10 protein-coding genes are annotated in these 15,552 nt (G+C 60.4%); 1 reads left to right on the top strand and 9 read right to left on the bottom strand.

The window, feature by feature from the left end; translation table 11 throughout:
• Positions 1–7 precede the first annotated feature (7 nt).
• From ACLIRY_RS09295 to ACLIRY_RS09260, 8 genes are all read right to left on the bottom strand, one after another.
• Positions 8–484, bottom strand: a complete 477-nt coding sequence (locus ACLIRY_RS09295; RefSeq protein WP_413205092.1) for an L-2-amino-thiazoline-4-carboxylic acid hydrolase — start codon at positions 482–484, stop codon at positions 8–10.
• A gap of 11 nt (positions 485–495) precedes the next feature.
• Positions 496–1,416, bottom strand: a complete 921-nt coding sequence (locus ACLIRY_RS09290; protein ID WP_413205091.1) for a DMT family transporter — start codon at positions 1,414–1,416, stop codon at positions 496–498.
• 287 nt (positions 1,417–1,703) lie between these two features.
• Positions 1,704–2,438, bottom strand: coding sequence for an ABC transporter ATP-binding protein (locus ACLIRY_RS09285; RefSeq protein WP_413205090.1), 735 nt, complete (start codon positions 2,436–2,438; stop codon positions 1,704–1,706).
• Positions 2,435–3,193: an ABC transporter ATP-binding protein gene (locus ACLIRY_RS09280; RefSeq protein ID WP_413205089.1), complete on the bottom strand. Its 759-nt coding sequence runs from the start codon at positions 3,191–3,193 to the stop codon at positions 2,435–2,437. The genes ACLIRY_RS09285 and ACLIRY_RS09280 overlap by 4 nt, the downstream gene beginning before the upstream one ends.
• Before the next feature lie 8 nt (positions 3,194–3,201).
• Positions 3,202–4,266, bottom strand: a complete 1,065-nt coding sequence (locus ACLIRY_RS09275) for a branched-chain amino acid ABC transporter permease (RefSeq protein ID WP_413205088.1) — start codon at positions 4,264–4,266, stop codon at positions 3,202–3,204.
• A complete protein-coding gene (locus ACLIRY_RS09270; protein WP_413205087.1) occupies positions 4,247–5,161 on the bottom strand; it encodes a branched-chain amino acid ABC transporter permease in 915 nt (304 codons plus the stop codon). Before ACLIRY_RS09270 ends, ACLIRY_RS09275 begins: the two co-directional genes overlap by 20 nt.
• Positions 5,162–5,659: 498 nt before the next feature.
• The gene (locus ACLIRY_RS09265) at positions 5,660–6,778 is read right to left on the bottom strand and encodes an ABC transporter substrate-binding protein (RefSeq protein WP_413205086.1); all 1,119 of its coding nucleotides are present in this window, start codon (positions 6,776–6,778) and stop codon (positions 5,660–5,662) included.
• Between the two features lie 66 nt (positions 6,779–6,844).
• Complete coding sequence (locus ACLIRY_RS09260; protein ID WP_413205085.1) at positions 6,845–7,342, bottom strand: L-2-amino-thiazoline-4-carboxylic acid hydrolase; 498 nt, start codon at positions 7,340–7,342, stop codon at positions 6,845–6,847.
• A 227-nt stretch (positions 7,343–7,569) separates the two neighbouring features.
• Between ACLIRY_RS09260 and ACLIRY_RS09255 the strand changes: the two genes are divergently transcribed.
• The gene (locus ACLIRY_RS09255) at positions 7,570–8,850 is read left to right on the top strand and encodes an NAD(P)/FAD-dependent oxidoreductase (protein ID WP_413205346.1); all 1,281 of its coding nucleotides are present in this window, start codon (positions 7,570–7,572) and stop codon (positions 8,848–8,850) included.
• Between the two features lie 317 nt (positions 8,851–9,167).
• On the opposite strand, the gene ACLIRY_RS09250 is transcribed toward ACLIRY_RS09255, so the two are convergent.
• Positions 9,168–15,536, bottom strand: a complete 6,369-nt coding sequence (locus ACLIRY_RS09250; protein ID WP_413205084.1) for a hypothetical protein — start codon at positions 15,534–15,536, stop codon at positions 9,168–9,170.
• Between the last annotated feature and the right edge of the window lie 16 nt (positions 15,537–15,552).

Below are 15,552 nucleotides of genomic sequence, written 5' to 3'. Positions count from 1 at the left end.
AGGGCTCCTATTTCTTCAGGGAATAACAAAAATCACAGTGATCGGCGCCGCCCATGATGGTTTGGGTGCGCTCCAACTGGGCCTCCGGGTTGAAGCCGACGATCATGGTGGCATCCCGACGGCAGGACAGCAGGTCGCCGATCTCAGCAACGCCCATCTCCCGGTACATTTCCGCGTACCGGCAGCGGGTCACGTCAAAGCGCAGCACCTCTTCGGTCTGCTCACGGGTGGTGGTTTCCAGCGCCCCTCCCCGCGTCCACAGGGATTGGAGGCCCCCGAAGGTCTCCATATCCAGCGGCTTGCCCTCTTCGGTCACCTTATCGGCGAGGCTTTGGCCATGGGCCGTGGCCATGCGGGCGACGGCGGCGCCCAGAATTTCCCGGGCGGTGTCCACACCCAAACGCGCGGCCATTTCGTCATAGATCCCCTTGGCGAAGGCCGCCTCGATCCGCCGCTGTTCCAGAATACTGATATCGTTCCCCATGATGCCTTGTCCTATCGTGATGTGATTGTCTTCTTCGGCCAAAAGGCCAGGGCCATGCCCAAAGGCGCGAGCACCATCCCCAACACCGCTCCCGGACCGGGGTCCTCGTTCAAGATGGCAATGGCCAGCAGCGAGCCGACAACCGGCACCAGGGCCGGGAACAAAGCTCCCTTCGCCACACCCAACCGCTGAACGGTTGCAGCGTAGAGCACCATGGCCAGGATCGCCACCAACAGACCTTGGTACACCCCCTGGAAAACCACCACGGTCCAGGGCGCTGTGACCAGAGTCCCCGGCCCACTCCAAGCCCACCACAGAGGCATGTAGATCAGGGAGAGCACCGACACCGCCGCCGCGGCATGGAGCGGCGGCACCCCCCAAGCCCGGGTGCAGACCGTGAAGACCGCCCAGAGGAACGCCACGGCGGCAAACAACAGGTCTCCCAACCAAGTGGCATTTCCCGTTTCCGCCGACAGACCGTCCCAGCCCACCGCGAGCACGCCCGCAACCACGATGGCCAAACCGAAAATCCCCCGTTTGCCGGGCCTCTGCTTAAGCACCACCGCAGCCAACAGGGTGCCGAAGACCGGGATCAGACCCGGCGTGACCACCGTCCCATGGCTGGCGGGGGCGAGCGACAGCCCCATTACGATTCCCAGGGAATAGGGCGGTCCGGCACAGAGCGCGAGCACCAGGGCCTTGCGCCACCCCAAGCCGAAGAAGGCCAGCCCACCCCGCCGTCTCCCCTTCAACAGTACGAAGGGCAACATCGCCACCCCGGACACTCCGGCCCGCAGGGCGGTCAGCTCCAGACTGCCCAACCCTTGGCGGACCCCGGCGGCGGAAACCACCATGTAGCCCGACCAAATAACCACCGTTATGGTACCGAAAAGCAGGCCCCAGCCTATTTCCGCTTCTCCCGTATCAGCCATGGTCTGGGTCCTTTCCCGGCGCGAAACTCAATCCGCCGGGGACACAGTGTCTTATATTTTTTGGGCGATTGCCCAAGCCCATTTGGGGGCCAAGCCCCCCAAACCCCCATTTTTTCTGCCCGGGGTCTGGGGCCTTTCGGCCCCAGCCTCGCCAAAGAGGGGGAGGAACGGGGCCAAGCCCCGTGACGGAAAAACATCCCCTATCGTGCCCATCCGTCAGGTCCAAGTCGAGGGGGAGGCACCCGGTTTCCCCGGCCAGGGCCTCTCCGCGTGATCCGACTGCCCCATCATCCACCACCGAGATAGGCCTCCATGACCCGGGGGTCCTCCCGCAGGGACGCGGCGGGGCCGTCCAGCACAATCCGCCCGCCCTCCATCACATGGGCGTGGTCGGCGACCTTCAGGGCCGCCCGGGCATTCTGCTCAACCAGAAGAACCGCTGTCCCCTCGGCCCGGATCAAGGCGATCAAATCCATGATCAGCTTGACGATCTTCGGCGCCAACCCCAACGAGGGTTCATCCATCAACAACAGCCGGGGGCCGCTCATCATGGCCCGACCAATACACAGCATCTGCTGCTCTCCACCGGACAGAGAGCCCGCCTTTTGGGTCAGGCGCTCCTTGAGCAGGGGAAAGAGGGTCAGAATCCGCTCCCGCCGGGCCTCCAGGTCCCCCTTGGCCTTCAGCCCCCCCAGCCGGAGGTTTTCCTTCACGGTCATATTGGAAAAGATCTGCCGCCCCTCCGGCGCTTGAGCCAAACCCAGGGCAACGATGCCATGACTGGGCATGCCCGCAATCTCCTGCCCCTCGAACAGGATCGAGCCGGAGGACGCCTTATAAATCCCCGAGATGGCCCGCATCAGCGTCGTCTTGCCCACGCCATTGGCACCCAAGACGCTGACGACGCCCCCCCGGGGCACACTCAGGGAGACCCCGCGCAGGATCTCCTGGGTCCCCATACGCACCGTCAGGTCCGTCACAGAGAGGAGGGGCGTTTCCGCCCCTGTGTTTGCGTCACTCATTCCTCGTCCTCCCCCGTGCCGAGATAGGCGTCGAGCACCACCGGGTCGCGGCGCACCTCTGCGGGCGCAGCATCGGCGATCTTGGCTCCGGCGGCGAGCACCCAGACTGTCTGACAAATCCCCATAACCAGAGTCATGTCATGTTCCACCAGCAGCACGGTCAGTCCCTCGCCATGCAGTCCCTGGATGAAACTGGCCAGCTCTGCGGTTTCGGTGTCGTTCAATCCGGCAGCGGGTTCGTCCAGGATCAACAGGTCCGGCTTGGTCGCCAGCGCCCGGGCGATCTCCAGATACTTGCGTTTGCCGTAGGACAGGTTCGCCGCCAGCTCGCCGGAGAAGCCTTCCAGGCCGACCCGCTCCAGGGCCTCCCAGGAGCGGCGGCTGATCTCGGCAGCGGGTCCGAAGCGGGGCGGCAACAGGGCGTGGAGCGGATTGTGCCCCAGGGATCCGATGGCCCCGACGCTGACATTGTCGAAAACCGTCATATTGGGGAAGATCCGCAGGTTCTGGAAGGTTCGCCCCATCCCCAAGCGGGCCACCTTCCAGGGCTTGAGCCCGGTGATGGATTGCCCCTTGAACCGCACCTCCCCATGACTTGGCGGGGTGAAACCGGAAATCAGATTGAACAGGGTGGTCTTGCCCGCACCGTTGGGGCCGATCAACCCCACCAACTCGCCGGTTTGGATTTCGGCGTTGACGCAATCCACCGCAGTCAGCCCACCGAATTGGCGGCTCAAGTCTTTGATCTGAAGCATGGGTCCGCTCATCCCTTCCACCCCACGCCTTGACCATCCAGCCCCCTGTCTCCCGCGCTCCTTGGCGCACCGTCCCAGGCGCGGCCCAATTGACGCCGGGCCAGGGAGATGGCCGACACCTCGCCGAACAATCCCTTGGGCAGCAACAGAATACACAGGAACATGGCCGATCCCACGGCCACCATCCGGAAGTCGCCGATCGGGCGCAGGGCCTCGGGCAGGACGATCAGCAGCACCGCGCCGATTACGGCTCCGGGCAGGCTGCCCAGCCCACCGACCACCGCCATGGCCAGGATCAGGATGCTTTCCATGAACTTGAAGCTATCGGGGCTGATGAATTCAGAGGTATGGGCCAACAGCGCTCCGGCCACCCCGGCGAAGAAACAGGACAGGGTGAAAGCCTGGATCTTCAGGCCCACCACGTTCAGCCCCATGCAGTCGGCGCATTGGTCATCCTCGCGCAGGGAGCGCAGGGCATTGCCGTAATAGCCATGGGTGAAGCGATGGAGGCACCACAAACTGATTGCGGTGACCACCGCCACGGCAAAGTACATCCCCATCAGGGAGGTGACCTCAACCCCGAACAGGGTAATGGGCGGAATTCCGCCGATGCCCATGGGACCCCTGGTAAACCCCACCCAGTTGAGCAGGGTGACATGGATCATTTCGCCGATGCCCAAGGTTGCCACGGCGAAATAGATACTCACCAGCCGCATGGTCGGCAGGGCCACCAGGAATCCACAGAAGGCGGCCACCAGCCCGGATGCGGGCAGGGTGATGAGGAAGGGCAGGTCCAGGCGGGTCGACAGAATCGCCGCCGTATAGGCGCCAATGCCATAGAAGGCGGCATGGCCCAGGGAGAGCAACCCCGCAGTCCCCGTTACCAGATTGAGGCTGGCCGTCAGGATCACATAGACCAGAGCCGTGGTCGCCACCTGGGTCAAATAGGTGCCGCCGATCAGGGCGAGAACACCGGGAATGATGCCAAAAAGAGAGAGGAGTCCCAAACCCCACCAAAGGGTGGAGCGGGTCCCCGGGGACGTCGCCGCCCCGTTAGACGCGGTCACGGCCATGGCCAAACAACCCCTGTGGGAAGAAGATGAGGGTCAGGACGAGGAACCCATAAGCGATCAGGTCCTTCCATCCGGCGGACAGAAACTCCGTCGCGATGCTTTCCGATGTGCCCAGGATCAGGGCGCAGACCACGGCACCGGGGATGCTGGACAGCCCCCCCATGACCATGGCGACAAAGGCTTTCACCCCGGGTGCGAAGCCCATATGCGGGAAGATAATGCCCTCGTACAGTCCCACCATGATCCCGGCCACCGCGCCCAGCATGGAGCCCACCATGAAGGTGGCAATGATCGTCCGGTCGGTGTTGATCCCCACGTATTGGGCGCCCAAGGCGTTATTGGACACCGCACGGATCGACAGCCCCACGTCGGTCCGATAGAGCAGGATCTGTAACCCGCCCAGCATCAGGGCCGAGGCAATCAGAATCGCCACATTGCCCGTGGTGATGGTCACCGGACCCAGCTCGATCACATCCTGAAGCATGTATTCGAAGGGGACGGGCTGCATGGCGCCGCCGAAGGCTTTTTCCATGATCTCCCGGGTAACGATCGAGACGGCCAGGGATGACAACAGGGTCGCCTCCCGCATGGCCCGGGATTTCAGCGAGGCCTCGTCCCGGAATCGTCGGAAGGGCATGAAGGCGATGCGCTCCAGGCCGAACCCGGCGAAGGCGCCCACGGCCAGCACCACCAGAATGACCACGATCAAGGGTGGGGCAAAGGCCGTGATGGTCATCAGACCGGCGAAGGCGCCGATGGTGTAGACCTCGCCATGGGCGAAGTTCACCACGTTGAGCACACCGAAGATCAGCGTGAAGCCGATGGCCATCAGGGCATAAACCAGTCCGATGGACAGCCCGTTCACCACCTGCTGTAGAAAATAGACATCCAGCACCCGCGGGGTCTCCCTTGCAAGTGTGATAAAAGCATCAATCTCTTCGGCGAAGGTCCCGCCTCGGAAGCCCACGGCTTAACCAATGCGTCCGTCATTCCCGGCGTTTCTTCCGTCATTGTCGCCTTCTCTTCCGTCATCCCCGTTTTCACGCCAAGGGATGCACGTTTCTTTATTTGGACATAAGGCTTTTTACTTCGTCATTCCCGCGCACGCGGGAATCCAGGGTGGGGACAACTGACCTATGCGGTTGACGCATCAGGAGCGCAGGTCACCGATAACACCGAAATCAACCCTGGATCCCCGTTTTCACGGGGATGACGAAGTAAAACAACGTATTATTTAGCTTCGAAGCGGCACAGAGAAACGTGAATCCCTTAGCGTTTTCACGGGGATGACAAAGAAAGGCGGGGAAGGTCGAAGATCAGACGGGGATGCCAATCATGCCCCCCGTCAAAATCCGCCCGACGGCGCCGCCGCCGCCGGGCATCGATCGCCGACTTACTCGATAACCTGGAAGTCCCCATCCTTGACCACCATCTTCGCCAGGGTCTTGGAGGGCTCGCGGGTCTCGGGATCGAAGCTCGTGGCGCCCGTGACACCGGGATAATCGGTGGTCTGGGCCAGGGCGTCGCGCAGGGTCTCGCGGGTCACGTCCGGACCGACCTTGGCGATGGCCGCAAGCATGATTCCCACCGCGTCATAGGCCTGGGCCGCAAACATGTTCGGCGTCTCGCCGAAGCGGGTCTTGTATTCGGTCACGAAGGACTGGACGTTCTCTGCGGGATTGTTCGGCATGAAGGTGGTCGCCAGTTTCATGCCGTTGACGGCATCGCCACCCAGTTCGATCAGCTTGGGGGAATACAGGGAGCTGGCCCCATAAACCGGAATATCGATCTGGAGCTGCTGAAGCTGGCGGGCCAAGGCCGCGCCTTCCTCGTAGAACATGGCCAGATAGATAACCTGGGGGTTATTCCGCTTGATCTTGGTCAGGATGGAGCGGAAGTCCCGGGACCCGGGGTTGAAGGCCTCACTGGACAGGACCTTGCCACCCTTGTCCTCGTAGGCGGTGATAAAATTCTCGCTGGCCGAGATGCCCCAATCGTTCTGGATATAGACCACCGAAGCGGTCTTCAAACCATCGGCGAGAATCCAATCCGCATTATAAGGACCTTCATAGGCCTGAGTCGTGATGTTGCGGAACTGCCAGGGGCTGATCTTGGCATAGTCCGGATGGCTTGCCGTCTGCGACAATTGCGGCATGCCTTCCTTGCCGTAGATCTCGCCCGCAGCCATGGACACGGTGGAGGAGAAGTCCCCCAGGACGCCAACGATATCAGCGTTATCAACGAACTTGCGGGCGATATTGCGGGCTTCCTTGGGGTCGTTCTTGGAGTCTTCGAACAGGATTTGCACTTTGGCGCCAGGCAGTGCGCCGGAGGCATTGAAATCCTCCAGCATAATTTCCGCAGAATTCCGGAAGGTCTCGCCATATTGGGAGCGGTCCCCGGACAGGGGTAGCTCGTATCCCAGAGTGATCGTCTTGTCCTCGGCCTGGGCGCCGCTGGCGAAGCCCAGTCCAGTAGCCAAAATCAGGCCCGTGGCAATACTCTTCATCATGGTCGGTAACCCTCCATTCGGATTGGATAGGATGTCTGGGTGCCCCCCTGGGGGATCTGAATGTGCTCAGGGCGCGCGGGTGATGATCAGGCGGCAACAGCCCTCTTCGCCGGTCTTCCAGGTTTCCACGTCAATGGCGAAACCGGCCTCGGTGAAGGTGCCCGTGTCCACGCATCCGGCGATGGCGCACAGGGTCTCGACTTCCGGATCGGGCAGCCCCGCATCCATCCAGGCCGTTTTCAAGGGACAGCGGCGGAACTTGATCTCCAGACCGTCTTCGTCACATTTGCGCACATCCGGATCCACGGTCAGGGCCGCGTCGGGGATATAGGCGATGAAGGCATCCCGCAGCCCCTCGAAATCACCCGGTGCGAAGCTCTGGAATTGCTTGCCAATCTCCCGACCCCGGCGCTCGATGGCGCCCCGCATCAGGGCGACCGCCTGATCTTCCCCCAGACTCTCGCGCAATTCGTCGAGCATGGCCTTGTACACCATGGCCCGCCCCTTGATCGAAGCAACCATCAAGGCCTTGTGGTCGGGAGCCGTCTTATCGGTTGCACTCATAATCTCGGACACCTTTCAGGGCATTTCATTACTATCGCATATAATTGGACCGGACTTGACCCAGTACCGATTACAAGGTTCGTCATCGCGTCGCAACATCGCAAGCACCGGATTGTCCCGGGGACAATAAATTGATACGTCTCTCCGCGATACCGCCCTACCTTTTACAAACAGAGTTTTTCCTTCGGCATAAGAGGTGTGTTTTGGGCCAGAAATTACCTTTGGATGTGGACCTTTTAGGCAATACCCAATGGGCTCAAACGGCGCCCCCTGCTTTGGAGATGCCGTCCCACCAGGGCGCCACCAGGGCTGATCTGGTGGTGGTGGGTGGGGGCATCACGGGCCTGTCCGCCGCCCTGCATGCCGCCGAAGCGGGCCTCTCGGTCACCCTGCTGGAGGCCAACGAGGCCGGCTTTGGCGGATCGGGACGCAACAGCGGCCATATCATTCCCACCCTGTCGAAACCCGGTCCCGCTGATCTCTCCGCCCACTGGCCCGGGGCCGGAGAGCGCTTTTCCCGCCTCGTCGGCGGATCGGCAGCTTTGACCTTTTCGGTCATTGAACGCCACCAGATCCAATGCGAGGCCGTGAACCACGGTTGGATGCAACCGGCCCATCGGCCCAGCCGCCTGGGTGGGCTAAGGCAACGCCAGTCCGAGTGGACCGCCGCAGGATTGAATTGCCGGATGGTCGAGGCCGAGGAATGCGCCGCCCTGACCGGAACGACCTATTGGCATGGCGGCATGCTCTGCCCCAGCGGCGGCCATGTGAACCCCCTGGCCCTGACCCGGGGACTGGCCCGGGCGGCCAAGGGACAGGGCGCAACCCTCCATGCCCAATCGCCCGTGACCAAGCTCGACCGCCCCGGGACAGGAGGATGGCGGGTGCGCACGGCTCAGGGATATGTGGATTGTGACTGGGTGATCCTGGCCACCAACGCCTATACCCAAGCCCTCTGGCCGGGACTACGCACCTCCATCGTGCCCGTCCTGAACTTCCAGATGAGCACCGAGGTTCTGGAGCCCGAGGTCCTGGACTCCATTCTCCCCGCAGACATTTCCGTGTCCGACACCCATGGGGACCTGTACTTCTTCCGTAAGACCAAGGACGGGCGGCTGGTGAGTGGCTGCACCTTGCCAAACCGCTCCGCCACGGCGGAGCAGGCCAAAGCCCAGACCCAGGCCCGCATCGCCGAGGTTTTCCCCCAGGCGGGCAAGCGGGAGATCGCCCACTGCTGGCGCGGTCAATTGGGCTTCACCCCCGACTTCCATCCCCGCTTCCACGAACTGGCGCCGGGGTTAGTGACGGCCATTGGTTACAACGGCCGGGGCATGGCGCTGGGCATGGCTGTTGGACGGGACCTCGCCCGGGCGGCGGCGGGCGTGCCCTTCAAGGAGCTGGACCTACCCGACGGCGGCAAGCCACGAAGCCTGCCCTTTCACAGCCTGGTCACCCAATTCGCACCGCTGATGATGCATTGGTGGCGCCGGAAGGATGCCCGGGATTAGCCACTGGAAGTGCGAATGGCGCAGACACACCCTGTCGTCCGCCCGGTCCACGGGGTGCTCAAGCCATATGAGTCCCGATGAAATGATCCGCCTTAAATCGATTCCGATTTAAGGCGGTCACGATACATGACAGTCGTGAGTTTACCGCCACGGGGCTTTCCCCCGTCCCCCACTGGGGCCGAAAGGCCCCAGACCCCGGGCCTAAAAGGGGGATTTGCCTCCGTTGCCTGTTCCAGGGGAGTCCGCATGAGCGGAAAGGACGACAAAAGAGTTTTTCCGCACCCTGTTAAACCGATTCCGATCCAAGGCGGCTTGATCTAAACCGAGCCAACCGCCTCATCATGCACATAGATCGTGGCATCGCCATGCGTGTAGACCGTATAGGACTCATCGCCCGACTGACCGTCCAAGTCCAATTGAATGGTTCCCTTGTCTTCCCACGACTCCATATCTGAACTCACCGCATTCAGCGTGTCGCCATCAGCCAAATCGATGACCAAAGCCTCCTGCGCCGAAAACGACGTGTTATGGACGCTATTATAGCTCGATAGAGCCGTGTCCAAGTATTCGTTCGTTCCCGAAGCCAAGGCCTTAACGATCGTATCGTCGATGGTCAATGTTCCCCCCGCAGCATTGAAGTCGATGATCTCGAACCCCTGGACCTTTTCCCAAGACACGGAGGTCAGGTTCGTGCTCTGCTCGATCTTCAAGGTATCGGTCCCAGCCCCTCCATCCAGGAAATCAAAATACAGGTTGGAGTAAGAGTTCGGGTCGGTAGAGTAGTAATCAGAAGCAGGATCCAGGTAGGCCAAAGTGACCGTGTCATTGCCATCGCCACCGTAGAAGAAGTCCCCACTGGAGTGGGTTCCACTGGCAAGAAACTTATCATTCCCCGATGTCCCGATGACCACGTCCTGCCAGTGGTTGTCGTTGTCAAAGTCGCTGCCAACAGCGGTGACCGCCAGAGCCTGGAACTTCAACTCCGTCGTCCCATTCAACACGGGGTGAAGGGCATAGCTGCCCGTTGTCGCCCCCTCGGTGTCATTCATCCCATTGATCTGATCGAACTGCCCGACCAGAGTGCCTGCGGTCAAGTACCCCGAATAGGCTCCCTCCCCAGTCGGTGTGCTAAAGCGATGGATATCCAGCGTGCCCCCCAAGGTGAAAGTATTGGACACACTCAGCGTGTCGTGACCGGTTCCGCCGTACGTGTCGAGGTCCAAAACCACCAGGGACGTTGCCTTGGCCGTCAGGTTCCCGTTGATGGTCAGTGAGCCATGGTTGGAATCGTTACTGCCCGTTCCAATTCCCGGGCTTATCGTGCCCGAGTTGAATAGGGTCATATCGGATTCCGCCTCGGACTCATGGAGGGTGATCGTGCCGCTCCCCTGGATCAGGCCACCACTGTCATTGGCGAAGACGCTGCTGGTGCTCGCGGGGTCCCAGGTGAGGGTGCTGGAGTCCTCCAACAAAATCGTGGCACCCGACTGATTTGTGAAATTCCCACCGCTAAACGTGGCGTCATGCTGCAAATCCACGGTTCCACTGTTGTTGAACGTGGATTCGATCTCATAGGTGGTATTGTCCGCGTCGACGAACTGGACAGTCCCAGAGTTGTTGAAAGCATGGGTCCCCAGGTCGAACTTCAGATTACCCGAAAAGGAAGCACCATTGTCGAACAGAAACAGGCCGCTGTTATCGATGGTCCCGCCCACTGTGGTGGTCATCGGATTTCCTGCGTACTGGCCACTGTAGGTGTCGCCATTGTAAATCATGATGGTGCCGGAGTTGGTCAGGTTCCCACTCAGGGTCGAACCGCCGTCCGTGCCAGCCGCCGCATCATGGCCATGGAATCCCATTCGTCCTGAGTTGACCACATCCACACCAATGGTGTCATCGCTAAAGAAAAGCGCCGTCCCCGCATTGGTCAGGGTCGGCGACGCCCCCGCAGCCGCAACGATGGACACGGCCCCGGAAAGCCCGATCTTGAAGGTACTCGCATTGATGGTGTAATCGGCCCCCATGCGCCACGTGGTCCCATCCATGAACTGCAAGGTTCGCGTGCCACTTCCAGCGTATGTGGTCCCCGATCCAGTGGCCAGCGTCCCGCTACTGACGTAAATGGTGTGCCCGGATGCTAGGTCGACCGTGCCATTGGACAGGTCGACAACCCTCCCCACCCCCGGAGAAAAATACAGGTCATTTTGTACGGTGAGTGTACCGGTCGTCCCTTGGACAAAAGTGCCTTTGATCGTCACCGCGCCGGTGGACTGCCCCGCATCATTACTTGCGAAGACAGAGCCATTGTTCGTAATCGTCCCAAATCCACCATCAAGGATAATATCGTGAACGCTCTCGCTAAGTGAACTTTGCTTCAGGTATAGCTTACCGCCCTGGTCGATGGTAAGGGACCCTGATGCACCGCTGGCCTCCGACAAACTCAGGGTGATCGCCTTGTCATTGCCCCCCAACACCTCCAGGGTTCCGCCATTTTTGACCACCGTATCGAGGGAAAGGGTCGTCGTTTCAGAGGTCTCGGTGGACACCGTGAAAGTGCCACCATCGATCTGCAGGGTTCCATCTCCCTTCAACGTGGATCCAGATATCTCGCCACCATCGGCGACCTTCAACAAGGTGGCGTCGAAATCCAGGGTTCCGGCAGACGACTGGTCAAAGGTATCGACCACCAGATTCCCCATCCCGGTGATCCTGTTGGATCCGGAGAACTCCAAGGCCACATCTGTGGACAAATTGGTATTCAGGGCGATCGTGCCACTGCTCAACAGGAAGGTCCCATACCCAGACCAGGAGATGCCGGAATTATAGGTCTGCGCCCCTGTCAGAGTGACCGTCCCATCCTCGCCCGCTTCAATGGCCCCGGCGTAGGTTCCGCTTCCCAGGCTGAGGGTCCCCGTTTCGACTTCGATCGCCCCTCCACTGGACAGGACCGTATTCGAGCCACCGAAAGCGAAGCTTCCTTCCTCACCGTCGATATCAACATTTACCGTACCCAGAATCTGAAAAGTCCCAGACCCGGACACAGAGCCTGTGTCCTTGATCGACAAGGTCTTATGGGCGGCATAGACGACCGTGCTGGAGTGACTTTGAACAAAAGACCCACCCAACTTTAAATCGTTGTTCAGATTCAGGGTCAGGCCGTCAATGTCAACTGAACCATCGCTCGGAAGGAGAATGCCATCCCTGTTTATATGAATGACTCCGTCGCCACTTAAGGTCCCGGCGGCCCCCAAATATAACCGTCCATCGAACGTCAAAGTGCCATCGGTCTCCAGTGTCCCCCCCGAATCCAGACTTATAGTGGATCCATTCTCGATACTGCCCCCATTGGTCAGCGTCAGGGACTCTTTCACCTGAAGCGACGATGAAGCGCTCATCATGAGGGCCGACAGGGTCTTCGCAGACGACAGAACAACCGAGCTTTCCGTCTGAATGGCAGCGACATCCGTCGACCCGGGCACGCTATCGCTATCCCAGTTGGCCGCGTCGGAGAAGGCTGTCGTGTCCGCCCCGTGGTCCCAGGTGATGGTGGAGGTCGTGCTGAAGCCGCTCAATTGGGCGCCGGACTGAATGTTGACCGTATGGCCATTTTGGCTCCAGGAGTTGTAGGTCACTCCGCCGCTGGTCACCGTTCCCTCGTAGGTCCACCCGCTCCCCGAAACCGTATCGTCACTTCCGGCATTCACGGTAAGGGTGGTCCCGAAAATGGAGGACCAGGAGGTCAGAGACCCAATGGCCAGGGTGTTGGCGCCGGAGCCCAGCGTGATGCTTTCCAGGCTGGAGGACCCGCTTTGCCATGCGGTGCCCAGGTCAAGTGTCGTTCCATTCCGCACCAACAGGGTGTCGGTTCCCGATCCACCGGCATAGGTATCCGTACCCGAGGAATACACCAGCGTATCGTTGCCCAATCCACCTTGAAGGGTATCAGACCCAGCACCCCCATCCAAGGTATCGTTGCCCGTTCCGCCCTGCAAGATATTGGCCTTGAAATTTCCGGTGATGGAGTCGGACCCATCCCCCCCCAAGACGTTCTCGATGCCAAATATGACGTCGGTGTCAATGTCAGTGCCCGTGGCCCTTCCCGTGGACAGGTCAACGGTTATGGCATGGGTTGCCGAAGGGTACTTGATCCAGTCGGAATCGCTGTCATCCACGGTTGCGCTGGATCCACCGTAATAGGTGTCATTGCCATGGCCAGACCCACCGATGATCACGTCGGCTCCGGCCCCACCATAGACGATGTCGTCACCGCCATTGGTCTTGATGGTGTCATTCCCATCCCCACCATAGACGAGGTCATTGCCGCTGCCCGTCGTAATGGTGTCGCCCGCCGAGCTGCCCGCAACCAACAGATTGGCCGTAGAGGTGGACCCGTCATAGGTCCCACCGTCAAATGCAACGACGGTCCGATCCCCAGAGGTAAAGTTTTGTATCGCTCCACTCTGGACATTCAGGGTGGCACCCGATTGGGTCCAGGAATTGTAAACCACACCGTCGGAAACGACCGTCCCCCCATAGGACCAGCCAGATCCCGTGACCGTATCGTCACTTCCCGCCTTCACATAAAGGGTACTGCCGAAAATGGAGGACCAGGAGGTGCTTGAGCCCACGCTCAAGGTATTGGCACCAGATCCCAGCTCCAGGCGTTCCAGGCTGCTCGAGCCACTCTGCCAAGCCCCCGACAGGTCAAGGGTCATCCCGTTCTTCACGAGAACAGTGTCTGTCCCTGATCCACCGCTATAGGTATCCGTACCAGAGGAATAGACGAGGGAGTCATCCCCATCGCCCCCTTCCAGGGTGTCATTCCCAGCGCCACCATCCAGGGTATCGTCGCCGGTTCCCCCCTGCAGGATATTGGCCTTGGAATTACCGGTGATCGTATCGGACCCGTCACCACCCAAAACATGCTCAATACCATACAAAACGTCTGTATCGATATCGACGCCCGTCGCAGTCCCCGTGGACAGGTTGACCGTTATGGCACGGGTTGCCGACGGGTACTTCACCCAGTCGTCATCACTGTCATCCACCGTCTCGCTGGAGCCACCGATATAAGTGTCGTCACCGTGGCCGGACCCACCGATAATCGTATCGGCTCCTGACCCACCATAGACAATGTCGTTGCCGCCATTCGTCTTGATGGTGTCATTCCCCGCGCCACCAAAGATCAAGTCATTACCGCTGCCCGTTGTGATGGTATCGCCTGTAGAGCTGCCCGTGATATTCAGACTCTCCGTGGAGTCCGACGCGTCGTAGACGCCACCGGAAAAGGCAACGATGATGCGTCCATCACTGTCGTGGGAAACCACATTTTCTTCAGAGGGAGTATCGGCAATACCTCCCGTCCCTTGATTGTCCTGATTATTGGTGTCCTCAATCTCCTTATTGTTAAAATACGCGTAGGCATTATTGTCGACAGCTTTCAAAACTTCCTTGACGAAAGCATCCACATCAACCGAGTTCCCCCCTGGGCCGCCACCGGTCCCCTTCCCGAGGACATCATAAGGGTCGGAGTAATTGGGGTCCTGCCCAATGATTTCCGTCAGTTGGGGCCTTCCATCCCCATCGGTGTCTATCCCCCCCTGATCGTTTCCATTACCCTGGTCATTCGACCCACTATCGGGCAGGAAATCCAGGGAGCGCCCCTGATCGCTGTTATCCATGTCCTGTTGGCTGGCGGAAAAACGGGAAACGCTCAATTCCACCTGATCCAAAACCTGGGACAGGCTCACCTTGATGCCATCATAGGGGGCGTTCAGGGTTTGAGATTGGCCATTCAAGCCCGTGAATACAATTTCACCAGTGAAACCACTGGTCTCGGGCAACAGAACCACCTCAAAAGTCACCCCGAGGGCCTCCGCTCGGTTGCTCAAGGCGCCCAAATCCCCCAAATCCGTGCCTGCGGGCACTTTCAGGGTGATCACGCCCTTGGTCCCCCGGATCCCGATGGTGCCCACAGGTGTCGTCACAGCCATGGCATCGGGGCCGCTCTTGGCGATCTCCCCAGAGACGAAGGAAAACACACCGGACACCAGACTGACCGAGGAAGACCCGTCCCCGGTTCCCGGGTCGTAAACCATCTCGTCCAGCACCATCCGTCCGCTTCCCCCTAGGGAGAAGGCCGAGCCGTCCAGGAACGTAATACCCACACCACCGTCGGCGCTGGTCGCCACCACATCGCCTTGGAAGATGGGATCCCCTGACTGGACCGTCACTTCCGTGCCATCGGTCCGGATAACGGTCACCGTTCCCGCAGCTTTGGTCACGGTGCCAATGGCCGCAGCCACGGCGTCCCCACCCAGGGTAGCCGCCTGAGCCACCTGCCCCGGCGCCAAACCGCCGGCCAAACGGGCCACCAAATCCCCGTCCAGACGCATCCCTTCGCCAACCACCAAGTCTGCGGGCGTCTCGCTCAGGAAATAGTCCTTGAGCAATAGGGTATGACCGGCACCATCGGACAGGATCAGATCACTCCCATCCCGGTCATAGGAGCCATTGAGCAAGAGATCCCCGGATCCCACGTCGATTCGGTCAGCCCCACCGGCCTCCACCACATGGGAGAAGCTGGCGTCGGCAGTGTCTCCTTTGGCCCCCTCGTCAAACGAGAAGCGACCGCCGGAGCGGGGCCAACCATCGGGATTGGGTGCGTCCCACACTGTCTTGCTCATGCTACCGTATCCATCC

Source organism: Rhodospirillum sp. A1_3_36 (assembly GCF_047263945.1).
In the GTDB taxonomy this organism is placed as follows: Bacteria; Pseudomonadota; Alphaproteobacteria; order Rhodospirillales; family Rhodospirillaceae; genus Rhodospirillum.
The sequence above is the reverse complement of the archived record's forward strand: the minus strand, read 5'-3'. Positions and strand labels throughout refer to the sequence as shown.

Bases quoted from the DNA above. Each gene is read 5' to 3' on its own strand.
- ACLIRY_RS09275 (WP_413205088.1), bottom strand. From the start codon at position 4,266: ATGGCCGTGACCGCGTCTAACGGGGCGGCGACGTCCCCGGGGACCCGC.
- ACLIRY_RS09285 (WP_413205090.1), bottom strand. From the start codon at position 2,438: ATGAGTGACGCAAACACAGGGGCGGAAACGCCCCTCCTCTCTGTGACG.
- ACLIRY_RS09290 (WP_413205091.1), bottom strand. From the start codon at position 1,416: ATGGCTGATACGGGAGAAGCGGAAATAGGCTGGGGCCTGCTTTTCGGT.
- ACLIRY_RS09250 (WP_413205084.1), bottom strand. From the start codon at position 15,536: ATGAGCAAGACAGTGTGGGACGCACCCAATCCCGATGGTTGGCCCCGC.
- ACLIRY_RS09260 (WP_413205085.1), bottom strand. From the start codon at position 7,342: ATGAGTGCAACCGATAAGACGGCTCCCGACCACAAGGCCTTGATGGTT.
- ACLIRY_RS09280 (WP_413205089.1), bottom strand. From the start codon at position 3,193: ATGCTTCAGATCAAAGACTTGAGCCGCCAATTCGGTGGGCTGACTGCG.
- ACLIRY_RS09265 (WP_413205086.1), bottom strand. From the start codon at position 6,778: ATGATGAAGAGTATTGCCACGGGCCTGATTTTGGCTACTGGACTGGGC.
- ACLIRY_RS09295 (WP_413205092.1), bottom strand. From the start codon at position 484: ATGGGGAACGATATCAGTATTCTGGAACAGCGGCGGATCGAGGCGGCC.